This is a genomic window from Vibrio sp. D3, assembly GCF_043995865.1.
Taxonomy (GTDB): Bacteria; Pseudomonadota; Gammaproteobacteria; order Enterobacterales; family Vibrionaceae; genus Vibrio; species Vibrio diabolicus.
In genome coordinates this window covers 301,944-327,881 of record NZ_CP171887.1, presented here as the reverse complement: position 1 = coordinate 327,881, position 25,938 = coordinate 301,944, and the positions used below count along the sequence as shown (strand labels likewise).

At 46.1% G+C, this 25,938-nt stretch carries 23 protein-coding genes and 1 riboswitch; of the genes, 11 read left to right on the top strand and 12 right to left on the bottom strand.

Annotation, left to right across the window (positions count from 1 at the left end; genetic code table 11):
- Positions 1 to 88: 88 nt before the first annotated feature.
- The gene (mdh, locus tag ACHFJ9_RS09615; protein WP_395356638.1) at positions 89 to 1,024 is read right to left on the bottom strand and encodes a malate dehydrogenase; all 936 of its coding nucleotides are present in this window, start codon (positions 1,022 to 1,024) and stop codon (positions 89 to 91) included.
- Between the two features lie 359 nt (positions 1,025 to 1,383).
- On the opposite strand from mdh, the gene argR reads away from it, so the two are divergent.
- The 4 genes from argR to ACHFJ9_RS09595 all read left to right on the top strand — a co-directional run bounded on the left by argR (position 1,384) and on the right by ACHFJ9_RS09595 (position 6,585).
- Positions 1,384 to 1,854, top strand: coding sequence for a transcriptional regulator ArgR (argR, locus tag ACHFJ9_RS09610; RefSeq protein WP_395357418.1), 471 nt, complete (start codon positions 1,384 to 1,386; stop codon positions 1,852 to 1,854).
- 405 nt (positions 1,855 to 2,259) lie between these two features.
- Positions 2,260 to 3,228, top strand: coding sequence for a TAXI family TRAP transporter solute-binding subunit (locus ACHFJ9_RS09605; RefSeq protein ID WP_005392302.1), 969 nt, complete (start codon positions 2,260 to 2,262; stop codon positions 3,226 to 3,228).
- A 295-nt stretch (positions 3,229 to 3,523) separates the two neighbouring features.
- Complete coding sequence (locus ACHFJ9_RS09600; RefSeq protein ID WP_395356636.1) at positions 3,524 to 6,103, top strand: TRAP transporter permease; 2,580 nt, start codon at positions 3,524 to 3,526, stop codon at positions 6,101 to 6,103.
- A 44-nt stretch (positions 6,104 to 6,147) separates the two neighbouring features.
- The gene (locus tag ACHFJ9_RS09595) at positions 6,148 to 6,585 is read left to right on the top strand and encodes a universal stress protein (RefSeq protein ID WP_005392306.1); all 438 of its coding nucleotides are present in this window, start codon (positions 6,148 to 6,150) and stop codon (positions 6,583 to 6,585) included.
- Between the two features lie 63 nt (positions 6,586 to 6,648).
- On the opposite strand, the gene ACHFJ9_RS09590 is transcribed toward ACHFJ9_RS09595, so the two are convergent.
- Positions 6,649 to 7,725: an alkene reductase gene (locus ACHFJ9_RS09590; RefSeq protein ID WP_005392308.1), complete on the bottom strand. Its 1,077-nt coding sequence runs from the start codon at positions 7,723 to 7,725 to the stop codon at positions 6,649 to 6,651.
- Between the two features lie 92 nt (positions 7,726 to 7,817).
- Here ACHFJ9_RS09590 and ACHFJ9_RS09585 point away from each other — a divergent pair, with 92 nt between their 5' ends.
- Positions 7,818 to 8,765, top strand: coding sequence for a LysR family transcriptional regulator (locus ACHFJ9_RS09585; RefSeq protein WP_065644956.1), 948 nt, complete (start codon positions 7,818 to 7,820; stop codon positions 8,763 to 8,765).
- A gap of 18 nt (positions 8,766 to 8,783) precedes the next feature.
- On the opposite strand, the gene thiQ is transcribed toward ACHFJ9_RS09585, so the two are convergent.
- From thiQ to mpl, 5 genes are all read right to left on the bottom strand, one after another.
- Positions 8,784 to 9,488: a thiamine ABC transporter ATP-binding protein gene (gene thiQ, locus ACHFJ9_RS09580; RefSeq protein ID WP_047009041.1), complete on the bottom strand. Its 705-nt coding sequence runs from the start codon at positions 9,486 to 9,488 to the stop codon at positions 8,784 to 8,786.
- Positions 9,488 to 11,074 carry a thiamine/thiamine pyrophosphate ABC transporter permease ThiP gene (gene thiP / locus ACHFJ9_RS09575; RefSeq protein WP_395356632.1) on the bottom strand — a complete coding sequence of 529 codons (1,587 nt, stop codon included), beginning with the start codon at positions 11,072 to 11,074 and terminating at the stop codon, positions 9,488 to 9,490. Before thiP ends, thiQ begins: the two co-directional genes overlap by 1 nt.
- Before the next feature lie 41 nt (positions 11,075 to 11,115).
- The gene (gene thiB / locus ACHFJ9_RS09570) at positions 11,116 to 12,108 is read right to left on the bottom strand and encodes a thiamine ABC transporter substrate binding subunit (protein WP_395356630.1); all 993 of its coding nucleotides are present in this window, start codon (positions 12,106 to 12,108) and stop codon (positions 11,116 to 11,118) included.
- 71 nt (positions 12,109 to 12,179) lie between these two features.
- A riboswitch (TPP riboswitch) is annotated at positions 12,180 to 12,316 on the bottom strand.
- A gap of 37 nt (positions 12,317 to 12,353) precedes the next feature.
- Positions 12,354 to 12,989: a flavin prenyltransferase UbiX gene (locus ACHFJ9_RS09565; RefSeq protein WP_046874042.1), complete on the bottom strand. Its 636-nt coding sequence runs from the start codon at positions 12,987 to 12,989 to the stop codon at positions 12,354 to 12,356.
- Positions 12,990 to 12,993: 4 nt separating this feature from the next.
- Complete coding sequence (gene mpl, locus ACHFJ9_RS09560) at positions 12,994 to 14,352, bottom strand: UDP-N-acetylmuramate:L-alanyl-gamma-D-glutamyl-meso-diaminopimelate ligase (RefSeq protein WP_170902406.1); 1,359 nt, start codon at positions 14,350 to 14,352, stop codon at positions 12,994 to 12,996.
- Between the two features lie 312 nt (positions 14,353 to 14,664).
- Between mpl and fbp the strand changes: the two genes are divergently transcribed.
- Both fbp and ppa read left to right on the top strand, forming a co-directional pair.
- Complete coding sequence (gene fbp, locus ACHFJ9_RS09555) at positions 14,665 to 15,681, top strand: class 1 fructose-bisphosphatase (RefSeq protein ID WP_005392321.1); 1,017 nt, start codon at positions 14,665 to 14,667, stop codon at positions 15,679 to 15,681.
- Positions 15,682 to 15,808: 127 nt separating this feature from the next.
- Positions 15,809 to 16,339 carry an inorganic diphosphatase gene (gene ppa, locus ACHFJ9_RS09550; RefSeq protein ID WP_086046501.1) on the top strand — a complete coding sequence of 177 codons (531 nt, stop codon included), beginning with the start codon at positions 15,809 to 15,811 and terminating at the stop codon, positions 16,337 to 16,339.
- Positions 16,340 to 16,413: 74 nt separating this feature from the next.
- Here ppa and ACHFJ9_RS09545 read toward each other — a convergent pair whose 3' ends face one another.
- The 4 genes from ACHFJ9_RS09545 to ACHFJ9_RS09530 are packed head-to-tail and all read right to left on the bottom strand — an operon-like array spanning position 16,414 to position 22,692.
- On the bottom strand, positions 16,414 to 16,776 hold the full coding sequence (locus ACHFJ9_RS09545; protein WP_395357416.1) for a DUF2799 domain-containing protein: 363 nt from the start codon (positions 16,774 to 16,776) through the stop codon (positions 16,414 to 16,416).
- A 49-nt stretch (positions 16,777 to 16,825) separates the two neighbouring features.
- The gene (locus tag ACHFJ9_RS09540; RefSeq protein WP_012841162.1) at positions 16,826 to 17,173 is read right to left on the bottom strand and encodes a gamma-glutamylcyclotransferase; all 348 of its coding nucleotides are present in this window, start codon (positions 17,171 to 17,173) and stop codon (positions 16,826 to 16,828) included.
- Between the two features lie 45 nt (positions 17,174 to 17,218).
- Positions 17,219 to 20,983 carry a translocation/assembly module TamB domain-containing protein gene (locus tag ACHFJ9_RS09535; RefSeq protein ID WP_395356626.1) on the bottom strand — a complete coding sequence of 1,255 codons (3,765 nt, stop codon included), beginning with the start codon at positions 20,981 to 20,983 and terminating at the stop codon, positions 17,219 to 17,221.
- A complete protein-coding gene (locus ACHFJ9_RS09530; protein ID WP_065644947.1) occupies positions 20,980 to 22,692 on the bottom strand; it encodes an autotransporter assembly complex family protein in 1,713 nt (570 codons plus the stop codon). Before ACHFJ9_RS09530 ends, ACHFJ9_RS09535 begins: the two co-directional genes overlap by 4 nt.
- Positions 22,693 to 22,859: 167 nt before the next feature.
- On the opposite strand from ACHFJ9_RS09530, the gene msrA reads away from it, so the two are divergent.
- Entirely contained in the window at positions 22,860 to 23,498 is a 639-nt protein-coding gene (gene msrA / locus ACHFJ9_RS09525) for a peptide-methionine (S)-S-oxide reductase MsrA (RefSeq protein WP_074191996.1), read from the top strand.
- Between the two features lie 86 nt (positions 23,499 to 23,584).
- Here msrA and ACHFJ9_RS09520 read toward each other — a convergent pair whose 3' ends face one another.
- Positions 23,585 to 23,785 carry a DUF1107 domain-containing protein gene (locus ACHFJ9_RS09520; protein WP_012841164.1) on the bottom strand — a complete coding sequence of 67 codons (201 nt, stop codon included), beginning with the start codon at positions 23,783 to 23,785 and terminating at the stop codon, positions 23,585 to 23,587.
- A 214-nt stretch (positions 23,786 to 23,999) separates the two neighbouring features.
- On the opposite strand from ACHFJ9_RS09520, the gene ACHFJ9_RS09515 reads away from it, so the two are divergent.
- The 3 genes from ACHFJ9_RS09515 to ACHFJ9_RS09505 all read left to right on the top strand — a co-directional run bounded on the left by ACHFJ9_RS09515 (position 24,000) and on the right by ACHFJ9_RS09505 (position 25,887).
- Positions 24,000 to 24,551 carry a YtfJ family protein gene (locus ACHFJ9_RS09515; protein ID WP_005392336.1) on the top strand — a complete coding sequence of 184 codons (552 nt, stop codon included), beginning with the start codon at positions 24,000 to 24,002 and terminating at the stop codon, positions 24,549 to 24,551.
- 236 nt (positions 24,552 to 24,787) lie between these two features.
- Positions 24,788 to 25,087, top strand: a complete 300-nt coding sequence (locus ACHFJ9_RS09510) for a DUF2607 family protein (protein ID WP_395356622.1) — start codon at positions 24,788 to 24,790, stop codon at positions 25,085 to 25,087.
- Positions 25,088 to 25,221: 134 nt separating this feature from the next.
- Positions 25,222 to 25,887 (top strand): DUF2796 domain-containing protein, encoded by a 666-nt coding sequence (locus ACHFJ9_RS09505; protein ID WP_124007397.1) that lies wholly within the window; start codon positions 25,222 to 25,224, stop codon positions 25,885 to 25,887.
- Positions 25,888 to 25,938 lie beyond the last annotated feature (51 nt).

Below are 25,938 nucleotides of genomic sequence, written 5' to 3'. Positions count from 1 at the left end.
TTATCAAGTAATTTTACGAAGCAAAGAAGCCAAAGATCAAAAAAGCCGATCATTTTGATCGGCTTTCTTCTTATTCGAGCTTTCTAGATTACTTTGCGAATTCAACACCAATATTGATGTCGCCATTTAGTGTTTCTAGCATACCGTCTAGTGCAGACTTTTCGTAGTCGCTGAGTTTGCCGTAGGTTAGTACTTCTTCTACGCCTTCTTTACCTAGTTTCACAGGCTGTGCGAAGTAAGTCGCGTGCTCACCGTCGCCTTCAACGTATGCACATTCAACTACTCCTTCTTCACCTTGAAGAGCACGAACTAGAGACAGGCCAAAGCGACATGCAGCTTGGCCCATTGATAGTGTTGCACTACCACCACCCGCTTTCGCTTCTACAACTTCGGTACCTGCGTTTTGAATACGTTTCGTTAATGCTTCTACTTCTTCAGCTGTAAAGTCAACGCCTTCCACTTGAGACAGTAGAGGTAAGATCGTTACGCCAGAGTGACCACCGATAACAGGTACGCGAATGTCACCTGGATCTTTGTCTTTTAGCTCTGCAACGAATGTTTCTGAACGGATAACGTCAAGTGTTGTTACACCGAACAAGCGACGCTTATCGTAAACACCCGCTTTTTTAAGTACTTCAGCGGCAATTGGCACTGTTGTATTTACCGGGTTTGTGATGATACCAACACAAGCTTTCGGACAAACAACCGCAATCTTCTCCGCTAGCGACTTAACAATACCAGCATTTACATTGAATAGATCCGCGCGATCCATACCAGGCTTACGAGCAACACCTGCAGAAATCAGCACAACATCCGCACCTTCTAGTGCTGGAGTAGGATCTTCACCCGCGTAACCTTTGATAGAAACTGGCGTCGGGATGTGGCTAAGGTCAGCAGCCACACCAGGAGTTACTGGAGCAATATCGTATAGGGCTAAATCAGAACCAGCAGGAAGACGGTTCTTAAGTAGAAGGGCCAGGGCTTGACCGATGCCACCAGCGGCACCAATAACGGCTACTTTCATGTAGTTCTCCTTGAGAGTATTTCTCTTATAAACGTATTCGTAGGGTAGTTTGTAACCAACTTAAATAAAGCTATCGGAATCACAACTTGATTACAATCAATTAACGCTAGCTTTGCGACCTCGCGCAACTCGCTGTTACCGTGCTACAAATGGGGCTTGGATTATTCTTTTATTCTGTTGAAATGACAAGGAATTCAAGAAAACAAAAACAGCCCTACTTCATATAGTTAAAGAATTCCATGTGGTATATAGTTTACAGTGACGTAACTAACATAATACTGGGACTCTTTGGCACCGCATGAATATATATGCGAGAATATGCAAAATTGCTGACCCGTAATAAGAGATTCGTAATGACTATGCGCAATTCAGAAAAACAAGACAACTTAGTCCGCGCCTTTAAAGCCCTATTAAAAGAAGAGAGCTTTGGCTCACAGGGTGAGATTGTTGATGCACTCAAACAACAAGGATTTGAAAGCATTAACCAATCGAAAGTATCACGCATGCTGACTAAATTTGGCGCCGTCCGCACACGCAATGCAAAAATGGAAATGGTTTACTGCCTTCCTGCTGAGCTAGGCGTACCGACTGTAAGCAGCTCTTTGCGTGAACTGGTGCTAGACATTGACCATAACGCGGCATTAGTTGTTATCCATACTGGCCCTGGTGCTGCGCAGTTGATTGCTCGCTTGCTTGACTCACTGGGTAAATCCGAAGGTATTCTTGGTGTTGTTGCAGGTGATGACACTATCTTTATCACTCCAACGATGGCGATTACGACTAAACAGTTGTTCAAATCAGTGTGTGAACTGTTCGAATACACTGGCTAAGTTCTTTCACATTTAGATCAGCTAACTCTTTGTGGGCTATAAAAGAAATCTCATTTTGTAGCCCATGATTTATGTAAATTTTTTGCTTATCCAGACCATTATTTAACCACCTATTTTGTGATTAACATCACGCAATTGATCTTTTTCACTTCGTTCACTTAATACTTATTAAGTGTTTGTTATAAAAAGAATTAAATCACAAATCTAACACTATCCTCCTGCACAAGATTCAGACTTATCAACTATAACATTTAACAATTGGATAATTTTCTGCCAATTTTTTGTTATGATTCGCTCGCTTTTTCAAACGATTGGATTGGAAAAGATGCCGTTTCCAAATAGGAAACTCCAGAAGTGATTTATGGTTATTTCCGGGTAAATAATGAATATAAGGAAGGGAAATTCATGGCATTTAACAAACTTCTCAAAGTAGGCGCTATCGCTGCAGCAGTAATGGGTGCAGGCGCAGTTAACGCTCAAGAGTTTATTACTATCGGTACTGGCTCTGTTACAGGTGTTTACTACCCTACTGGTGGTGCTATCTGTAAATTGGTCAATAAAGGTCGTAAAGAACACAACATTCGTTGTTCAGTAGAATCGACTGGCGGCTCTATTTACAACGTTAACACTATCCGTGCTGGCGAGTTAGATTTTGGTATCGTGCAATCGGATTGGCAGTACCACGGCTATAACGGTACGAGTAAGTTTGCGGAACAAGGCCCGTACAAAAAGCTACGTGCAATGTTCTCTCTTCATACAGAACCTTTCAACATCATTGCTCGTGCAGATTCAGGTATCGAAAACGTTGAAGACCTAAAAGGTAAGCGCGTAAACATCGGTAACCCTGGCTCTGGTGACCGTGCAACCATGGGCGTTGTTATGGAAGCGATGGGCTGGACAAACGACAGCTTCAAATTGGCTTCTGAGCTAAAGGGCTCTGAGCGTTCTCAAGCACTTTGTGACAACAAAATTGACGCATTCATTTACATGGTGGGTCACCCGAACGGTTCAATCAAAGAAGCAACAACATCATGTGATGCTAAGCTAGTTTCTGCAACTGGCCCGAAAATCGATAAGATTGTTGCTGATAACCCATACTACGCCTTTAGCTCAGTGCCAGCTGGCATGTATCGTGGCACAGACAAAGACGTAAACAGCTTTGGTGTTGCGGCAACGATGGTTACAACAGCAGACGTTTCAGACGATGTCGCTTACAACGTTGCAAAAGCCGTGTTTGAAAACTTCGATACGTTCAAACGTCTACACCCTGCGTTTGCAAACCTGAAAAAAGAAGACATGGTGAAAGCGGGTCTATCTATCCCTCTTCACCCAGGTGCAGAAAAATACTACAAAGAAGTGGGTCTACTTAAGTAACTTCCTCAGACTCCAAACTCACAGGCAGGAAAAGATGGTTTTCTGCCTGTTTGAGCATGCAGGTTGTAGCACGTGCTAACTGCATGCTTCATTCGCCAGTTTTCTTCCGAAAATTGCGAGTTCATACCCAAGAAAAACTTAAACGCCGCCTAACAGAGTCTCCAAAATTCAACACTTTGAGTTCAGGCAGCAAAATACTCGAAAGCAAACTTCGCTCCATTCGCTACACTGATAAAGGCGAAGTGTGGTTCTCGATAAAAATCCGACAGGACCATCAATAATAAGGAAAAAGTACATGGCGACGAATCAAACTCCGTCACAAGATGTGCAAGAAATGGTGGCTCAGGCAGACACAGGTGCACGTAGCCCCTCGGGAATGCAAGGACGAATCCTTTGGTTTGTTCCTCTGTGTTGGTCACTATTTCAATTATGGTACGCATCTCCGCTACCATTTATTTTTAATTTCGGCGTACTGAACGACACGGAAGCGCGATCAATCCACCTCACTTTCGCGATCTTCTTGGCTTTCACTGCTTATCCAGCGATGAAAAATTCCCCTCGCGATCATATCCCTCTTGTCGATTGGATATTGGCGCTAGCAGGTAGTTTTTCTGCGGCATATATTTACCTTTTTTATACCGAGCTAGCTGGACGTTCCGGTGCACCAACAACGGCAGATATCGTCGTTGCTGTCATCGGTATGGTTCTCCTTTTAGAAGCAACACGCCGAGCGCTCGGTCCACCACTGATGGTGGTTGCTGCTGTCTTCCTTACTTACACCTTTGCTGGCCCTTATATGCCCGATGTCATCGCGCATAAAGGAGCGAGCTTAAACAAGGCCATGTCTCACTTATGGCTAACAACGGAAGGTGTATTCGGTGTCGCATTAGGCGTTTCAACCTCTTTTGTGTTCTTGTTTGTATTGTTTGGCGCCATGCTGGAACGCGCTGGCGCAGGTGCTTACTTCATTAAAGTCGCCTTTTCTTTACTGGGTCATATGAAAGGTGGTCCTGCAAAAGCGGCCGTTGTTGCATCTGGTTTATCCGGGCTTGTTTCTGGCTCTTCAATCGCAAACGTGGTAACCACTGGTACCTTTACCATCCCATTGATGAAACGTGTCGGTTTTCCGGGCACCAAAGCGGGAGCCGTTGAAGTTGCCGCCTCAACTAATGGTCAGTTAACACCACCAATCATGGGCGCAGCGGCATTCTTGATGGTGGAATATGTCGGTATCTCATACGTTGAGGTGATTAAGGCTGCCCTACTTCCGGCACTTATCTCTTACATCGCTTTGATTTACATCGTTCACCTTGAGGCGTGTAAAGCGGGTATGACAGGTCTTCCTCGTCGCCACAACCCAACGTTAGTGCAAAGTTTGCTTTCCTTTACTGGCACAATCTTAGGACTGTGTGTGATCAGCGCATTGGTTTACTACGGAGTGGGTTGGACGAAAGATGTCTTTGGTGATGCCGCGACGCCAATTGTTACGGTTGCCCTGTTAATTGCGTACGTTGGCTTGGTGAAGATCTCAGCAAATCACGTGCAAGATGGCGCAATTGAGATTGATGCAGAGTTAACAGAAGTACCTGATCCTGGCCCAACGGTTAAATCTGGTTTGCACTATCTACTGCCTATCGTTGTATTGGTTTGGTGTCTGACTGTAGAGCGCTTCTCGCCAGGTCTTTCAGCATTCTGGGCAACGGTGTTCATGATTTTCATTTTGCTGACTCAGCGTCCATTGATTGCTCTGTTATCAAGGCAAGGTGACATGATGCAGCAAACCAAAGATGGCTTCGTCGATCTGGCTGAGAGCTTGGTTGCTGGCGCTCGCAACATGATTGGTATCGGCGTTGCAACGGCAGCGGCAGGTACCGTAGTTGGGGTCGTCACCCTAACGGGTATCGGCCTGGTCATGACGGACTTCGTTGAGTTTATCTCTGGCGGTAGCATCATTCTTATGCTGCTGTTTACCGCAATAATCAGCTTGGTTCTTGGGATGGGTCTACCGACAACGGCGAACTACATCGTCGTCTCTACGTTGATGGCACCGGTTATTGTCACGCTAGGTGCAGCACATGGCTTGATCATCCCACTCATTGCGGTGCACTTGTTCGTTTTCTACTTTGGTATTTTGGCCGACGACACCCCACCCGTAGGTCTTGCGGCATTTGCTGCGGCTGCGATTGCTAAATCAGACCCGATTCGTACAGGTATCCAAGGCTTTACTTACGATATTCGAACCGCCATTTTGCCATTCATGTTTGTGTTCAATACCCAGCTACTGTTGATGGGGATAGACTCTTGGTGGCATTTAGCACTCACTGTCATCTCATCGATCATTGCGATGCTGATCTTCTCCGCCGCAACACAAGGATGGTGGTTCACGCGTAACAAGTGGTGGGAAACCGTTCTATTATTAGTACTGACATTTTCGTTTTTCCGTCCTGGTTTTTGGTGGGACATGCTGTATCCAGCGAAAGTTCTTTCTCCTGGCGTTGAGGTAGCTCAAATCACGGAAACGCTAAATGTAGGAGAATCATTGGAGCTACGTGTTGCCGGCGAAAACCTTGAAGGCGACTACATCGAGAAAACGGTTCGTCTTCCATTCGAAGACAGTGCGACAACAGCGGAAGCACGCATTTCGTCTATGGGTCTGATGCTGACCGAAAGCGACAACAAAATGATTGTCGATATGGTCGAGTTTGGTAGCCCGGCAGAGTCTGCAGGTATCGACTTTGATTGGGAGATCAAGTGGGTTATCCAAGATGCAGAACGTCCGATGAAAGAATGGGTATTTGTGCCATGCTTAATGATTTTGCTGGTGCTTGCCATGAACCAAAAACGTCGTGCTCGTAAGGAACAATTGAGCGCATAACCGATTGGGCCCCGAGGACAAGGGGCCTTAGTGAGAGACATTGAATGTACAAACAAATTCTTGTTCCGGTTGATCTAAATGACCAAGGCTTTTCAGACCGAGCGGTTGAACTAGCGGTTTGGCAGGCAAAGCAAGCGAATGCGCAAATCCACCTTCTAACAGTACTACCTGGTATTCACATGTCGATGGTTGCTACATACTTCCCAAAAGATGCAGCAGCCAAAATGAAGCAAGACGTGAAGCAGCAATTAAAAGCTTTTGCCAATAAGCATATTGCTGAAGATGTGGTGTACCAAGTGCATGTTGCTGAGGGCAAAGCCTACGCGACGATTCTTGATTATGCAGAGCGCTTGGGCGCTGATCTCATCATTATGCCAAGTCACAAGCGTTCTAAAATCAATAAAGTAATGCTTGGCTCTGTCGCAAGTAAGGTCGTGGAATATTCTCCAATCAATGTGATGGTCGTGAAACCGCAAGGTTAAACAACTAAAGAAACGAAAAAGGACGCTAACATTAGCGTCCTTTTTATATTGAACAAGTAAGGATTATGCCATTACTGGGTAATCGGTATAACCTTCTGCTCCACCTAAATAAAAGTGCTCAGGTTTTGCCTCATTAAGAGGTGCATTTTTCTTAAATCGCTCAACTAAATCAGGGTTGGCGATAAATGGAACGCCAAATGCAACCACATCAACTTGATTTTCTGCAATTGCCGTTGTCGCTTCTTGTGCACTGTAGCCCACGTTGGCCATTAGGTAACCTTGATAGTTTTCGCGTGCTGGCTTGAGAACATCTGCTTTTTGTACGCCCTTTAGATCCGCACGCATCACGTGCCAATAAGCAAGATCGAAAGCATTAAGTTGCTTAGCTAAGTAACGAACCAAGCCAACCGGATCGCTGTCTTTCATGTCATTAAATCCATTTAATGGTGATGTGCGCAGCCCTACTCTTCCAGGTCCCCATACCTCGACCACTTCTTTAACTATCTCAAGTAAAAAGCGGGCACGATTTTCGACTGAGCCACCGTACTCATCAGTACGTAAATTCGAACCATCACGAAGAAAGTTATCGATAAGATAACCATTGGCGCCATGTATCTCCACACCATCAAAGCCTGCTTTCTTGGCGTTTTCCGCACCTTGCTTAAACGCCGCCACAATAGAAGCTATCTCATCCACTTCGAGTGCTCGTGGTACCGTATATGCTTGCTTACCGGAAGGGGTATGGACTAACTCATCACGAATGGCTAGTGCGCTCGCTGCAACAGGCGTTTTCCCATCATTCAGTTCAGGATGACAAGCGCGTCCCGCATGCCAAATTTGCAATACGATCTTACCGCCTCTTTCATGAACCGCATCCGTTACCTTTTTCCAAGCTGCAATTTGTTCTTCGTTATAAATGCCCGGTTCCGCCATAAAAGCAGACGTTCCTTCCATCACCATGGTGCATTCAGCAATGATAAGTCCAGCACTCGCGCGTTGAGCATAATACTCAACCATAAGGTCATTCGGGATATGATCTGCGCTGGCACGAGCGCGCGTTAAAGGGGCCATAATGGCACGGTTATCTAATGCTAATTGACCGAGTTCGATAGGAGAAAATAAGTCTACAGAGTTGGACATGTTGGTTACCTCAAATGACAATAACTTGATGGCTAAGGATGAGGAGCCAGACTATAATCAGATCAATATTGAAACAATATGGATAATTGAAAGTGATTGTTCGAAATTTAGAAACAATTGACTTTAGGACGCTCTCTATCTTTGTCACAAGCTGTCGACTACTGAGCTTAACCAAGTGCGCGCTGGAGTTAAACCTACCAAAATCTACTGTTAGTAAAGCCATAACCAAACTCGAACAACACTTTGAAGCCAAGCTCCTAGAGCGCACGACCCGAAAGTTGGTGATTACCGAAGCTGGTCAAATGGTTTTAGAGCGTGCTGCAAGCTTAGTTGAAGAATTTCACTCGATTGGTCAAGACGTTCAGGAAATGGAACAGCAGATCCAAGGTCGGCTTCGCATTGCTGCGCCACCAGCATTGGACGCGTATATGGCTGAGCACATCTTTTTACCATTTTTAAAACAATGGCCAAAAGTACAAATTGCGTTAGAAGCATCGAACGATTTTGTTGATCTATTTTCACACGGTTTTGATATGGCAATTCGAGTCGGCCAGATCGTTGATGATCGACTGATTGCTAAAAAATTGGGTTACACCACCCGAGTATTGGCCGCCAGTCCTGAGTATTTAGCTGAGTGTGGCGTACCTAAAACGCCAGAAGATCTGACAACACACAACTGTTTGAGGTATCAGTATGTTTCAGAGATAGGCCCTTGGACGTTGATTTCTCAGGACAACACGGTCAACGTCTCGGTAACCAGTAACTTCTCTAGCACCACCGTAGAAGCGGTATTAAAAGGCGCGCTCAAAGGGTTGGGAATCGCTAACTTACCTATGCAAAACATGACGCAAGAGCTGGAAAATGGCTCCTTAGTCAGAGTTTTACCTCAATGGCACACGGTACCAATGCCCATTTATTTAGTCTATCGTCCTGGCGCAAACCGAACGCGACGAGTACAAGCGATGATTGACCATATCATGAGCCTAAGATCTCAATTTGAATTTGGTCCTCGACATGGTTTGTGTTGCGGAGAAGCATAACCCAGCCACCATTGAGCATTAGCGTGCGGCTCGGATAAATGCCGCAAGCTTCTCACTAGCATGCTGCTCACTCAATGCAGACATACTATCCGCCGCTTCCACTTTGCCATCAGCTACAAACACAAAGTGGCTGGCAATGGCTTTGGCATCGCTTAAATGATGCGTGACCATCAATACGGTTATTCCCCGCTCTGCCGCCAGTTTTTTTACCAAACTCAGCATCTCTTCACGTAAAACCGGATCAAGCGCCGAGAAAGGCTCATCCAACAGCCACATAGGATGAGGCTGAACAAAACAACGCGCCAAGGCAACACGTTGACGCTGCCCACCAGAAAGGTGCTCAGGCAAACGGTCGAGGTACTCTGCAACGCCAACTTGCTGCGCGGCTTGTTCAACCTGACGCTTTTGGTCTACCGTGAGCTTCAGCCCTGGGTGTAAACCTAAGCCAATGTTGTCACGCACCGACAAGTGAGAAAACAAGTTATGCTCTTGGAACAGCATGGAGAAAGGACGCTGATAAGGCTCTTTGTGCACAATAGACTCACCATCAACCCGAATGTCACCTTGGTCAGGATGGATAAACCCAGCCACCAACGCCAGCAACGTCGATTTTCCAGCTCCACTTGGTCCCATCAGCGACACTATCTGACCTTGCTCAATCGTTAAGTCAAAACGAAACAGCTCACGTTGGTAGGTGTACTGCACATCATCCAACACTAACATTACGCTCTCTCCTTCGTTTTCAATACTTTCTCAATCAAGGCGAAACAGCCCACACTCAACAACAACAAGGTCACCGATACCACCGCAGCCGCGTCCATCTGATAGCTGCCAAGCAGCTGGAATAAATACAGAGGTAAAGTGCGGAACTCTTGTCCGCCAAACAACGCGATAGCACTTAAATCGCCAATCGCAAACATAAAGCTGATCGCAAACGCATGTGCGAATGGCTTGCGCAGCGCCTGCCACTCCACCACTTTAAAGCGTTGCCAGCCACGCATGCCTAAACTGGCACACACATACTGGTATTGCAGCTCGATGTGCAGCATTGGCTGTGCCAGCGTTTTGATCACGTAAGGCAAAGCCATCAAACCATTTACCAAAATCACAACAAAAAACGCCAAGCTAAAAACATCGGTAAATGATCGCAACAGCAAGAATAATCCGGTGCTAATCACCAAACCTGGCGTCACCAAAATAATGGTGCCGATTAACTCAATCTGATCAGCTCGCGTGTTTTTGTACTGCAAACGCCAACGACGGCTGGTCAACAATATGGACACGCCCGCAGCGACCGCAAGCGCACTGGCTAACCCTGCCACTTTGAGTGAGTTAGATAACGCAGACCAAAAACGTTCATCGGTTAACACCGTCCAAACTTGTTGGTTGATGCCACTCAGTAACACCATCAATAACGGTGGTATCACCAGTAAAAAAGCACCTATGATCCAAAAGCTATCCCAAGCTTTTGACCACCCATGATCCTTCGTTAAATATTGCTGTACCGATGTGCTGCCAGCACTGATAGAAACAGGCTTTGTTAACTTCTGCACTCCAATGGCAAGCAGTCCACATAACAGCATCTGCCACAGCGCCAATAACGCTCCAGCTTGTAAATCAAAATCAAACTTAATCGCTTGGTAAATTGCCAATTCAATGGTGGTGGATTTTGGCCCGCCCCCCAACGCCATTACAGTGGCAAAACTGGTGAAGCACAACATAAATACCAAGCCACAAACGTGGGGAAGTTGCTGTCTTAAACGCGGCCATTCCACCCAACGAAACTTATTCCAATGGTTCATACCTAAATGCGCACACAGCTTATGTTGCTCGGCAGGAATGGACTCCAAAGCTTGCAACAGCAAGCGCGCCGCGTAAGGTAAATTAAAGAACACATGGGCGAGTAAAATGCCGTTCAAACCGTAAATAGAAAATGGCAGTTTGCTATCGAAACTCTGTAGCCACTGCGCTAACAAACCGCTGTTGCCATAAATCGCTAATAGCCCGAAAACACCAACCAAAACCGGCAAAACCAATGTCGATGCAAATAGCTTAAGCAGTAATGATTTACCCCAAAATTGGCGACGCGAAAGCGCGTGCGCAACTGGAATGGCAAAACCAACACTGAGCAATGTAGAAAGAAAAGCTTGGTAGAAGCTGAACTTGGTGACATGTTGATAATACGGGTCGTCCCATACCACAGACACATCAAGTGAAGGGGCTTGAACAATCAAAGCACCTAGGGCAGAAACAACAAAGGTCGCGATGATCATCGCGACCCCTAAACCTATTTTTGGAACAGAATTCAAAGGTAAAACCTATCTCATTCAGATGAGGGGTGGAACGTCAGCTAAAACGTCAGTGCGCTTTGCCATTCGCGAATCCAAGACTTACGCATTTTTGCCACTTCATCAGCACTAAAGCTCAACGACTTGTTTGGAACGCTCAAGGTTTCAAAACCTTTAGGTAACTCAACGTCTGTAACAGGGTACATCCAGTTACCCGTTGGCATCGCTGACTGGAACTCATCACTTAAAATGAAATTCATAAATTGATCAGCAAGTTCTGAATTTTTTGCCCCTTTCACTTTAGCGGCGACTTCAACTTGCATGTAGTGACCTTCAGCAAAATTCGCCGTCGCAAACTTTGAATCGTTTTCCGCAATTAAGTGGTACGCAGGTGACGTAGTGTAAGAAAGCACTAAGTCCGACTCGCCGTTAAGGAACATGGAATACGCTTCTGACCAACCTTTCGTGACCGTTACGGTTTTGCTCGCTAGCTTCTGCCACGCTTGCGTCACATCGTCGCCATAGATGGATTTCATCCACAGCATCAAGCCTTGGCCAGGCGTTGACGTACGCGGATCTTGATAAATCACTTTCAAATCGTCGCGCGTTTCCACCAGCTCTTTCATGCTTTTCGGCGGATTAGCCAGTTTCTCTGTGTTGTACACAAACGCGAAGTAGCCGTAATCGTACGGTACAAACGTCGTGTCGCTCCAACCATTTGGTAGCACTGTGTTGGCCGTATCCACATTGTGCTCGGTAAGCAGACCGGTTTTCTTCGCTTCGGCCATCAGGTTGTTATCCAAACCTAACACGATGTCGGCTTTGCTATTACCGCCTTCAAGACGAAGACGATTCAGGATCGACACACCATCGTCCAACGCCACGAAGTTAACGTCACAGCCACATTTTGCTTCAAAAGCTTGCTCGATTTTAGGACCCGGCCCCCAATCTGCGGCAAAAGAATCGTAGGTATAAATAGTTAATGGGTTTTCAGCGGCAAGCGCTGAAGTAGAGGTGATTGCAGCTAGGGCAATCAGATTTAGAGTGGGTTTCACTGCTCGCTCTCCATGAGTATCTCAGAGAAATAAGTTGAGCGGCACAGGGTTGAGGCGGCTATTAAGGACTTCCAATATCCAGACTCAATTCCTACGCCAGCATTATCTGGTTCAGGTAATACGGGTCCCTAGTTAAGAACTTAGGTCTCAGCGCCCAAATGCATTGATTGACTCAATGCTAAATGGGTTTGCTCCCCGATGAGTTGGATGGATTGTAAAGGTATTTGAGTGGTTACACAATCAGCTCACGAACGCTGGTCATAACCCCAACGAGGCACTAAACCTTGCTCAATACCTAAGTGGTCGAGAATTCTCGCCACCATAAAATCCACTAAGTCTTCAATGCTCTTTGGCTGATGATAGAAGCCCGGAGCCGCTGGCATGATGGTCACGCCCATTTGCGATAGCTTGTGCATGTTCTCCAGATGCAGCGTTGAAAATGGCGTTTCGCGAACGACGAGCAACAACTGCCCACGCTCTTTCATCACCACGTCAGCGGCGCGCTCAATCAAGTTATCCGACATACCATGCGCAATCGCCGCAACACTTCCCGCAGAACATGGGCAAACCACCATTTGCTTTGGTGCCGCAGAGCCAGATGCTACCGGTGAGAACCAGTCATCTTTACCACAAACGGTGATGTTATCGGGATTGCAGTTCAGGTGCTCTACCAACGCTTGCTTTGCGGCTTCTGGCCCACTTGGCAGCTTAAGGTTGTGTTCGGTTGCCATCACGACACGAGCCGCCGAAGAGATCAGAACGTAGACATGATAATCCGCCGCGACCAAACATTCTAAAAGTCGCAGACCATAAGGCGCACCAGATGCTCCAGTTAACGCTAAAGTGATGGCTTTTTCTGCTTGCTGCTGTTTGTTTTGCATAAAATCAGACTTTTTGTTTAAGTTGCTCGAGGATCTTGCCGTGAATACCGCCAAAGCCACCATTACTCATCACCAGAATTTGGTCACCTGGCTGCGCACGTTCAACGATTTTCGCTACAAAGTTATCGATGTCAGCGTCAACAAAAGCAGGTTGCTGACATTGTTCCGCGATATCTTGCACCGACCATTCGATGTTGTCTGGTTGGAATAAGAACACTTCATCTGCGCTGTGTAGTGAATCCGCGAGTGTGTTTTTGTGCACGCCGCGCTTCATAGTGGCAGAACGAGGTTCCAACACGGCAAGAATGCGTTTTTCGCCTACCTTGTTACGCAAACCACCGACGGTGAGTTCAATTGCCGTTGGGTGATGCGCAAAATCATCGTAAACCGTCACACCTTGCTCTTCACCTTTTAACTCAAGACGGCGCTTGGTGTTAATGAAACGGCCCAGAGCCTGACACGCAAGCTCCGGCGTTACGCCAACGTGTCGCGCCGCGGCAATCGCCATTAACGCATTATCAACGTTATGATCACCCACCAAATCCCATTCGACGGTACCGACCTTCTCGCCTTGTAGAGCAACTTCAAATTTTGAGCCATCGACCACTAATTTGTGCGCTTGCCAGTCGCCATCAACACCTGAAAACTGCTTTTCTGTCCAGCAACCACGCTCTAATACATCCGCCAAAGCTTGGTCTTGCTTCGGAGCTAAGATTAAGCCATTGCCGGGAACCGTTCGCACTAAATGATGGAATTGGCGCTTGATCGCCTCTAGATCATCGAAGATGTCAGCATGATCAAACTCAAGGTTGTTCATGATTAAGGTTCGAGGATGGTAGTGCACAAACTTAGAACGCTTATCGAAAAAAGCACTGTCATATTCGTCCGCTTCAACGACAAAAAACATGCTTTCACCCAAACGAGCAGAGACTCCAAAGTTACCAAGTACTCCACCAACTAGGAAACCAGGTTGATAACCGCAGTCTTCGAGTATCCAAGCCAGCATGCTCGACGTGGTCGTTTTACCGTGTGTCCCCGATACCGCCAATACCCAGCGATCGTGCAGCAAAAACTCGTTGAGCCACTGCGGACCAGAGGTGTAGCGCATGTTGGTATTGAGCACGTGTTCAACACATGGGTTACCGCGGCTCATGGCATTACCAATCACCACAAGGTCTGGTTGAGGGTCGAGTTGAGACGGGTCGAAGCCTTCAATGATTTCAATACCTTGAGACTCAAGCAACGTGCTCATCGGTGGGTAAACGTTGGCATCAGAACCAGTGACTTTATGCCCTAATTGGCGCGCTAAAATCGCAGCGCCGCCCATAAATGTGCCACAGATACCCAAGATATGAATGTGCATAAACTAAACCTTGTAATGCGTTCTTTAATGCTTTCATTATCGCGATCACAACCAGAAAAGCGAGAGACTTTAGCCTTCTTCTTGCAGTCCCTTTCACAAATATGACAAGGTTGAACACAGACTGTACAACCTCTTGCTTACTGATGAATCCCTCAAACAAGTCTACAAATAAATTGAGATCTCAAACAGTTACTTCATTACCATTAAAAAGATCTGCGACTTAAACTTACATCCAGCGCAATCGTTTAACATCCATAAAGAGATGCTCACTTGCGCACTACCCCCAATGAAATGAAAATGTAAGGATTAACCATGTCAGGACTGCGCACCCTAGGCGAGTTCATTGTCGAAAAACAAGCGGATTTCCCCCACGCTAGCGGTGATCTATCATCTCTTTTAGCCTCCATTCGTTTAGCTGCAAAAATCGTTAACCGCGAAATCAACGCAGCGGGTCTCGGTGATATCACTGGTGCTGTAGGCACGGAAAATGTCCAAGGTGAAGACCAGCAAAAGCTCGATGTTTACGCGAACGATAAGTTCAAAGCCGCGCTTGAAGCTCGTGACCAAGTGTGTGGCGTTGCCAGTGAGGAAGAAGACGAAGCGGTTGCTTTCAACAAAGAGCTCAACCAAAACGCCAAATATGTGGTACTGATGGACCCACTTGATGGTTCTTCTAACATCGATGTGAACGTCTCTGTCGGTACTATCTTCTCTATTTATCGCCGTGTTTCACCTATTGGCACACCAGCGACAGAAGAAGACTTCCTTCAGCCTGGTCATAAGCAAGTTGCCGCTGGTTACGTGATTTACGGTTCATCAACCATGTTGGTTTATACCACGGGTAACGGCGTAAACGGCTTTACTTACGACCCATCTATCGGCAGCTTCTGCCTTTCTCATGAAAACATGATGATTCCAGAAGAAGGCAAGATTTATTCGATCAACGAAGGTAACTACATTCGCTTCCCTCAAGGGGTGAAGAAGTACATCAAGTACTGCCAAGAGAATGTGCCAGAAGACGGTCGTCCATACACTTCGCGCTACATTGGCTCATTGGTTGCTGATTTCCACCGCAACTTACTGAAAGGTGGTATCTACCTTTACCCTAGTACGCAAAGCCATCCACAGGGCAAACTGCGTCTACTTTATGAATGTAACCCAATGGCGTTCTTAATTGAGCAAGCTGGCGGTATTGCATCAGACGGCGTCAATCGCATCATGGATATCAAACCAACCGAATTGCACCAACGTGTGCCTTTCTTTGTTGGTTCTAAGAACATGGTTCGCAAAGTTGAAGAGTTCCTTGAACTGCACCGCGACGAAGAATAATTTCAGACCTTTGTCCAACGCGGCAGGTGTTTACCTGCCGCGTTTTTGTCGCTAAAGTGAAACGCGAATTTATCATCAGATGAAGCCGCTTCAGTGTGACTCATCGTTAATGAAAAGGAATATTCTAATGAGCTTAAACCATGTGCCAGCAGGCAAGTCACTGCCTGAAGATATCTATGTCGTGATCGAAATTCCTGCAAATGCAGATCCAATCAAGTACGAAGTAGATAAAGACTCTGGTGCGGTATTTGTTGACCGTTTCATGTCTGCACCGATGTTCTACCCATGTAACTATGGCTACGTGAACAATACGCTGTCTCTTGATGGCGACCCAGTCGACGTACTGGTACCAACACCATACCCACTTATGCCAGGTTCAGTGATTCGCTGCCGTCCTGTTGGCGTTTTGAATATGACGGATGAGTCAGGTGAAGACGCAAAAGTGTTTGCGGTTCCACACACCAAAATCTCGAAAGAGTACGATCACATCCAAGATGTGGACGATATCCCAGAACTACTGAAAGCGCAGATCACGCAATTCTTTGAGCGTTACAAAGAGCTTGAAGCAGGTAAATGGGTGAAAGTGGATGGTTGGGCAGATGTTGCTGCCGCTAAAGCTGAAATCCTAGAATCTTACGAGCGCGCTCAGAAAAAATAAGCATCACGGCTGATACAAAAATAAAAAGAGCTGCTTTAGGGCAGCTCTTTTGCTTTTCATCTTGTGTAAGTCAACTAGATAGGCGCGCCTGCAGAAGACATTCGGCCGGCGTCATAGTCATGCTGAAAGAAGGGGTCTAGGTCATCACAAATACCAAAATACGGACGCCCGATAACACCAAGCATATACGCGCTTTGTTCACAATACTCTTGCTTCCCTTGCTGATAACCCGTTTGATAGGCCATGATCAGTTCAGGCGTAGTATGATTCGTACCATCCAGTGCAGCGATACGATCTTCAGATAAAACTCTTAATCCATCTAAGGCAGACTGCTTACCAAACGCTTGCCAGTCGGTAGCATTACTCGAGGTCGGCAGAGTTGTTTGCGCGCATGCGGCAAGAATCAACGCCATTGATACAATTACGAATACCTTCATCATGACTCCTTAGTGACCAGCTCGTCGCTATTGATAATGTCAGTATAGCTCACACCTTTTGACACCAATCTCCGGAAGCGATTTCTTCGGTCAGTTGTTCAGTATCTTGATACAAGTAGATCCAAGCTTGGCCAAACGGCGTGACGATGCTCTCTCGACGATACTCTACTGGCACATCTTCCAGCTTATCTAGCTCGGATAAGGTTTCATCATCAATCAGATACACTTCACCTTGTATCGAGCGCTGCCCGACAGACAACGCGGGATAAGGACCTAAGTCATACAGTGCAAACTGAGCATCCGTTTCATGCTGACCAAGAAACTGGGCCGAGCTCAGAAAGTGATGATTACACTCTCCTTTACGCAAGGTCCCATATACAAAAACTAAATGCTGCATAACCACTCCTTAGTCATGAACTTTATGTACGCAGGTGAACAAGCTCTAATCGAACTCAAATTGATAGAGTAGGTCAACCGCACTATCTACACCAGAAACCGCCTCTAAATACAGATCTTGCATCAATCGATAACGCACTGTGAACTCGCCTAGTGAGTTAAAGATGCCGACGCCGTATTTCACCTGTAATCCCGGCAGAATGTAACCACTGACGGTCACTTGAGAATCATCGCCCGAACCCGCCGTATCCAATTGTAAATCTTGAACCCCAAAGGCTTCACCGATTTCACCAACCACGCGTCCACTCTTTGCCAAACTTAGGCCGATCAACGTGGTCGTCATAGCATTGCCTCCCGCTTCGCCATCAATGTCTTGACCGCGAAGTAGGTAAGAGAGCGCATTCGCTTGAGGCATCGCTGGCTCAGAGAATATCTCCACATTTGGATCCGATGCTGGTCCTGTTACACGCACACCAGCAATCACGTCATCTTGGGTATTATCTGGATTTCGAATCGCCTTAATAGAAACGTACGGCTGATCTGCCGGACCATTCATTAAGATCTTACCTTCTTCAATCACCAAATCCTGACCAAAAGAGCGGTAAGAACCGTCGACGATATTAACCTCACCAACGATGAACGGACCTTTATCTTTCTGTGTCACATTGAGGTTACCTTTCAGACCACCTTTCAAGCCAAAGGCGGCCAGTTGAAAGTCATCACCGATCTTAATGTTGATATCCGTTTCAACATCAAATGGCATTGGCTCGATATCACTCACAGGCTGTAAGTTCTGGTCCAAAATCACGGTGTCGCTTGAAACACCAACCGCACTTGGTGGCAGCTCTTCAACCACAACTCGTCCCCAAGGCAGATTAATATTACCTTCGACCTTAGCAAGCTGTGGTGTGACATCAATGGTCATGTCCGGCTCAACTTTGATTTTTACCATTGGTGGAAGATCCACCTGAAGCTCTTTCGCAAATACGCGCGCTTTGGTATGCCAATTTTGTAGATCCTGCCAATCGGCCTCACCGGTCACTTCCAACTCACCATCTGGCGTAATGATACCCGCATCAAGATCCGCTTGGTGACCTTTAAAGTTGATCGCGACCTGACCGGAGTTAATGTCTATCGGCGTGACTTCACCTTGTAGCTTCATTTGATCAATCAAGAACTGACCGTTGACTTTAGGGTGCATAACATCACCAGATATCGCCAAATCAGTATTCATGTTCGCTTTGAATAGGCTGTACTCACCTATCAACGGCGCTAAGAAATCCAGATGGAATGTCGATAGCGAGACCTTACCGTCAATCTCAGGCTGCTCAGACGTTACATCGACCAAAGAAACCTGACCAGATAAGTCACCGTTGTCTCTCACATCAAATAACCACTCAGCATCTAACTTGTCTTTTGCCAGCGCCGCTTTAAAGCTAAAGCTTTCCCAACCAAGAGTTATCGGCTGCTCTAATGCTTGCTCTACTTGACCTTTAGGCATATCAACGTTCACCGTGACTTCCGGTTTCATCTCTGGTGCCCATTTTGCTGTCGCTTGCGCGTTGACCGACCCTTGTAATTTCGTCTCTGGCGGCAGGAACTGCTTGATTTGTTCAAAGTCAAAGTCGTTCACAGCTAACTTGGCTTCGCCACTTTGACCAACACTAATATCTTCGGTCAAACAAACACTCGAATTGGCTTGCAGCCAACAATGTGCTTGAACATCAGCGATTTGTTTATCAATGTTGACTTTAACCGCCGTCGATTTCTGCAACGTCCAAGGTCCCTGCGGCGTGCTCAAAGTAAGACGACGCAATGCACCATCCCAGATCATTTGCGGCTTCTGTATGAATGAGCCTTCAATTTCTAAGCTGGTTGATACAATGTCAGACACCACATCTAGCGTCAGTTGGTTCAGTTTTTCATCCCCAGAAACTTCAAGGTCTGCACTATCAACTTTAATGTCGTCGTAGGTAATGTTGTTCGCAATGAGGCTTAAGTTCGCTTTCGGTGCTGGCAGAGGCGTCACATCCCCCTTCAAAGTTATGTTTTCAACGTTCGCTTGCTGCTGCCAGTTCACTTGATTTAGCGCTAGGTCTAATTTGATGTCAGGCTCTTTCAAGCTACCACGCAGCGCAACATTGCCCTGCATCTTACCCGCAAGATCCGGAACACTTTTTGCTAAATCGGGGAAGTTAACCTCAACATCCATTAATATCTGTTTATCAATCTTACCCTTGGCACTCAATTGGTTAGGGCCATGAGAAAGCGCTAAACCTTGCGTGGTAAGCTGAATGTCTTCACCTTTGCCATTCTTATCAGACGCTTCCAGTTGGCCTTCCACATTCAGCGGATAACCGCGCAAAATGCCATCGATATCTAACTTAGGTAAACTGACTTGCCAACCGCCTTGTTCTGTTAAAGAACCTGAAGTCGAGAGGCTACCACTGATATCGCCTTCCGCTTCTTCCCATTGAAGCCCTGGTTGAATATGTTGCAAATTAAGGTCAGCTTGCCAGTTGATTGGCGCAACCCAATTCGCCATCACCTGACCGGATAACTCACCGCCCAATGTTTTAACCACCAGGCTTTCAAGATCGATTTGCTCTAATGTGCCTTTGCCGTTTAGTGCAACATCTACAGCAGGAATATCTTTGCCCGAAGCTTGTGTTTCTAGTGCCACGATGTATCCGTCCAGGGAACCTTTTGCAGATAAACTTGGTACCGATACTTGATAATCACTTTGACCGATTAACGGCCATTGCGCTTGCACATTTTTGATTGCAACATCAAAGGGTAACTGCGCTTTCAGGGGCTGAAGTTCACCTTTGATCTCCGCTTCGACTAGTTCAGATAAGGTCGCAGTGAGAGAAAGGTCTCCCACCGAACCAGCAGCTGACAGCGACAACTTTTGCCCTTTCGCATCCGCTTGCTTCACCAGCGCATCGAGCTGAGCTTTGAGAGGATAGTCAGCAGAAAGCGTTACTTGCGTGCTTAACTTACCTTCCACTTCAGGCATATCGAGCTCTAATGTTTTCACATCAACACGGTCGCCCCCCGCTTTCGCTACAACACCAAGCTGGTGAACGATCACCGGCTTCTCACCTGCAAGCTTGAAGTTATGAATATCGAGGCGTCTTGCTTCCACAGTGAGTGGAATCCACACCTCGGGTAACATAATATCTTGCGGCGGAGCGTCAGCGTCTTTCGGCTCGTCGGTGGCGGCTTCAGGTTCAGCTTCACTTGGAGCCAGTGCAACATTGATGTCTTTTAATGCCGTCGGCGCAATCACTAAACGGTCGCCTTGCATAGAAAGCCCGGTAGAGAAATCTTGCCAGTCAATTTGGTTGCCCAAAATGTTTAAGTTAATGTCATCAAAACTGACCTTATTAACAAAAATAGGGACTGGTGTACTGACTGTACGTAATGGCGGTGTCTCCTCTGGCTCTTCGCCTGCCGGAGGGAGCTCTGGCATCTGAAAGTTAACACCTTGCAGGGTTAGCTCATCGACACAGACTTTAGGATCAAAGAAACAACGGAAGTTAACCGCTAACGCTAAACGATCGACTTTTGCGTCGATGTTCAAAGATTCGTCGACAAAACTGACGTTCTGTAGCTCAAAACGAGGAAATAATGAACCCTGAACTTTCTCTATCTGTAGTTGCGGTAAAGCCTTTTCTGCTCCCCACAACGCGAGCTTAAGACCAGGGTGAGTAAATAGCACTGTCGCAACAAAAATGATGAGCAACAGCAATAGAGCAATCAAACTTAGCGACAGCCATTTGGTCCACTTAAACATCATTTTGATCATAACTCAGGCCCCAATGAGAAGTGGATGCGGAACTCTCTTTCTGGTTTTTCATCCAGTCCCCACGCAAAATCAAAGCTAACCGGTCCAACCGGAGACGCCCAACGGATACCCACACCAGCACCCGATTTCCATTCAGGTGTTTCGTTAAATGCATCACCAATATCGTAGAAGGTGGCTGCCCACCAGTTTCCATACACGCGATATTGATACTCTAATGTGCTGCTGACGATGTATTTACCACCCGTCAAGGCGCCACTTTCATCCACAGGTGAAATAGACTCATATCCATAACCACGAATGTTGTTATCACCACCAGCGAAGAAACGCAGGGAAGGTGAAAGCTTTTCAAATTCGTCAGTGATGTTCGCACCACCTTCTAAGCGGAACAAACCACGATGATTATCACCGATCCCGCGGATCCAAGATGATCGCCCTAATAGGCGCAATACTCGCGTTTCTGACAGCAAAGCAGGATCACCATATTCGATCGTTACACTTTGCTTATCCCCCCACATTGGCATGTTGCCACCACGGACACGAGTTCGTGAAAAAGTGGCTCCGGGTAAAACAAATTGCACCCCATCATCTTGCAGACCTTGAGAGAAGTTTTCGTACAAGTGACGAACATAAATAGTTTTATGCCAGCCGCCATCGGTTAGCCAATGTCGTTCAACTGCCAGGTTGGATTCCAAACTCTCCGTATCTCGGTTATCAAGGTGCTTTAAACCAAATTGCAGTTGGTAGTATTCACGCAATACATCATCAAGCGGGATTTTGTAGCCTGCCGTGATCGTCTGTTCTGGCTTTGATAGTGATAACGCCGTATTAAAGCTGTGACCACGTGAACTAACCCATGGTTTTTTCCATTTTAACGTGCCACGCACACCAGTATCGGTCGAGTAACCAAGGCCGGTTTCTATTTGGTTTTTTGACGCTGGCGCGAGCGAGACCTTAATTGGCAATTCGCGTCCCTCATCCAATTTACTTAAATCAGGCTCCACAAAAACCGATGAAAACCAATCGGTATTAGACAGGTTTTGGTTGTACTCCCCCACTTGCGAAACTAAGTAAGGTTCACCAATTTCAAAAGGTCGCATTGATTCAACACGGTTTTCCCAAATCTGACTGCCAGTAATGTTAATCGGACCAAAGTGATAACGAATACCACTGTCATAATGCAAACGCACATTCGCTTCATTGAAGTCAGGAATCACTTCAAGTTTGCTGAGCTTGTAATCACCATTAAAATAACCACGCTGCAACGCCAAGTTACGAATACCCGATTTCAGGCTATCGTATTCACCTTGATTCAATACTTTGCCGACTTTAAGCGGTGAACGTTCAATAAGTTTGGCGAACTCTTCATCGTCTTTTGCTTCACCTGTGATCACCACATCCATGACTTTCACTTTCACAGGTAAACCCGGCTTGATGCTGACGATCAACTCATCATTCCCTTCCGGAATAGAGTATGAAATTTTTGCATGATAATACCCAAGCGCATTAAGAGCTTCAGTGATACTTTGATCTAATCTCGCTTGAAAACGCAGAGAAGTGGAGTAGTCCTTCGTTGGAATGGACGACAGGTACGCACTGACATTCTCTTCTAAAGCGCCATCGATGCCTTTTAAAGTCAAAGAAACATCGGCATAGGCACCATGAGAAAAGGCAAACAGGCCAACAATGGTGAGGAGAGCTTTTTTTATCATGCTTTTTTGGCTGAATGAGGTTAAGTAAACGTAAATAATGATAACGCCAATTAAAGTCTAAGTCTGTAATATTAATAGGTTTAACGCGGTCTATGTCATCACAGCATCAGATACAGACGAAATGAAAAAGTTCGCAAATTTAAGACACGTATTGAAGGACAAATACCATGCTCAACAAACAAACATTGATCAGTATAGAAGATGCCTTGTCAGGTAGAGATCAACCGATGCAGGTTGAAGATCATCATTTTGTAAATAAATCTAACTTAAAGGCACCATTGGAGCCGCATCAACAACAAATTCTGCTGGGAATGGGCTGCTTTTGGGGCGCTGAGCGCGTATTTTGGCAACTGGATGGGGTTATCTCCACTTCGGTTGGCTACGCCGGTGGATATACACCCAATCCTACTTATGAAGAGGTGTGTACGGGTAAAACAGGCCATACAGAGGTAGTACGAGTCGTCTTCGATGAACGCGTGATTTCCTTAGAAAAACTACTGGCCGTTTTTTGGGAGAAACATGACCCAACCCAGGGGATGCGTCAAGGTAACGATTTAGGCACACAATACCGTTCGGCTATTTACACTTATTCCGCGAAGCAGCAAGAGAGCGCAGAAAAATCGAAGCTCTTGTATCAACAAGCACTGCAAGAGGAACTACGCGCGAACATCACCACTGAGATACAGCCAGCGGGCCCGTATTATTTTGCCGAAACTTACCACCAGCAATATCTGGCTAAAAACCCTGACGGTTACTGCGGTATCGGTGGCACAGGTGTTTGCTTTCCACCCAGCTTACAAAGTTAGTTCCTAGGACTAACTGAAACCAAAAAGAGCGACCGAATAGGTCGCTCTTTTTTGAAATCGAAAACTAAATTCAAGCCAACGGGCTCTTAAACAGACAACGAAGCAATCACTTGGTTGACTTCTTTAAAGATGGTGAGTCTTTTCTGATCGTTGACGTCAGGGAGCAAAACTTTGCCATTGTCGAACTGAAAACATCCAACCCCAGCAATAAAGAATTGACCTTTGAACAACGTTTTAACGAAACGTGCCACTTGTAATGGTCGGTATACAGCAAACTCACGTAGCATAACTCACCTCAATTCCTTTGAGAAAACACGGATTGCTTATTTATCCTCTGCAATCTTGATGCGCAATCTGCGACGAGGTTCATTTTAGCAAATTCTAAATATAACGCAATATTACACCACCCCATACGTTAAATAAATGTTATCAACAGTTCTACAAATTTCCTAGATCTGGATATATACTGGAAAACTTCCAACTCGTACGGAATATAACAATATGAAAACTAAGACTCTCCTACCTCTACTATTGGCTATAACGCCAAGCTTTGCGTTTGCACACAACCTATCTGTCGGTGAGACCGTTCCTTCTGCCAAGGTCGCGGCTTATGGCGAGATTGTTTTGCAGGGTGAGGGCGTGGCATACCAACCATGGGCAACCCAGCATATGCAGGGTAAGGTTCGTGTTATTCAAGCAATCGCAGGTCGTAGCAGTTCAAAAGAAATGAACGCCCCTTTGATGTCAGCAATAACCGCCGCACAATTCCCGCAAGAAAGCTACCAAACAACTACGATCATTAACCAAGATGATGCGATCTGGGGGACAGGTTCGTTCGTGAAATCTTCAGCCCAAGACAGCAAAAAAGAGTTTCCTTGGTCATCTATGGTTCTGGATGAAAATGGCGTAGTCGCCAACACTTGGGATCTTAAAGAAGAAAGCTCTGCCATTATTGTTCAAGACAAAACAGGCAAAGTGCTGTTTGTAAAAGAAGGCGCACTTGAGCAAGATGAAATTGCAAAGGTGATCGAGCTAATTAAACAGAACATCTAGTCTCGTTGCTTGGCTCCTTAATATCCGTAGTACGCAGTATAAGGAGCCATGCGACCAAACTTAAAGCTTGAGATTTCTGTTGCCCCTAGTTTAACGCTCAGTGATTCCACCAAGGAGACTGTCTCAGATTCGGCGACATCGCATGTGTTGACGTAAATTTTCCCACTAGCCAACAAAAGAGTGAACTTTTACTCATTATGGGTGTTATATTATAACAGTCGGTAAGAGGAGCTCAGATGTACCATCACCAGCAAAAGATACGGAAGCATTGGCATCGCACTGTTTTATTTTTCAGTGTCGCGTTGATGATCGCTTGGAACTTTGCGGTAATCCTTCATCAAGTTGATCTGACTCCCGAACACCACACACACCATCATTGCCAGCTATTTTCTGGGGTTCAGCACGGCATAGCCAAAGCTCAACCGACCCTATCGACGCCAACATTTACGCGCATCCAATACCATGATGTCTTTCAGCGCCTTGTTAATAGTGAAGACATTCGTGGTGCAGCTCGTGCCCCGCCTTATTTTGCTTAATTTCCAAACTATTCCACACTCAACATAATTTGTGCGTATTCCTGCACCTAACGTGTCAACGAATCGCACCTTAGTAAACACAAATCTGATCCGGTATTGCTCGGGTTAGTGCCAGCAAAATTAGGAAACACAAAATGTCATCGAAACATGTTTTAGCGCTTGTCATTGGTCTCTCTTTATCGACAGCAGCAAATGCGGACGAATACCGCCAGCACGGTGCTCATGTGCATGGTCACGTCGAATTTAATATCGCCCAAGATGGAAAGGATCTGTTAGTGGAGATTACTGCTCCCGGTGCCGATGTGGTCGGTTTCGAGCATGCTCCAGAAAATGAACAACAAGAGCAAGCACTTAAACAAGCCATTGCCACCCTAGAAGACAGCAACACACTGTTTGCTATTAACGCGCAAGCCAATTGTGATATTGAAGAAGCTTACGTAAACCATAACCTCAGCAACCCTCATGAAGACCATGATCATAGCGAGCACGACCATGATGACCATGCAAATCACGATCATGAAGGGCACGAACACCATGATCACCACAATGAACATCATGATGAACATGAGCACCATGACGGTCACGATGCTCACCATGAGGAGCATGAAAATGGCGGACATGGTGAGTTTTCGGTGCAATATCGCTTCAGCTGTGACCAAGTTAACCAACTCAGTCACATTCAAACCGACTGGTTTAATCAATTTCCAACGACTGAGTCAATCAACGTCAATATATTCACTGACACCATGCAATCAGCCATCAAACTGAGCAAAGATAACTCCCAAATCGTAATCAAATAACACGAGTGGCGTGTAAGTACACACTTACACGCCAATGCTTTGGTGATTTAG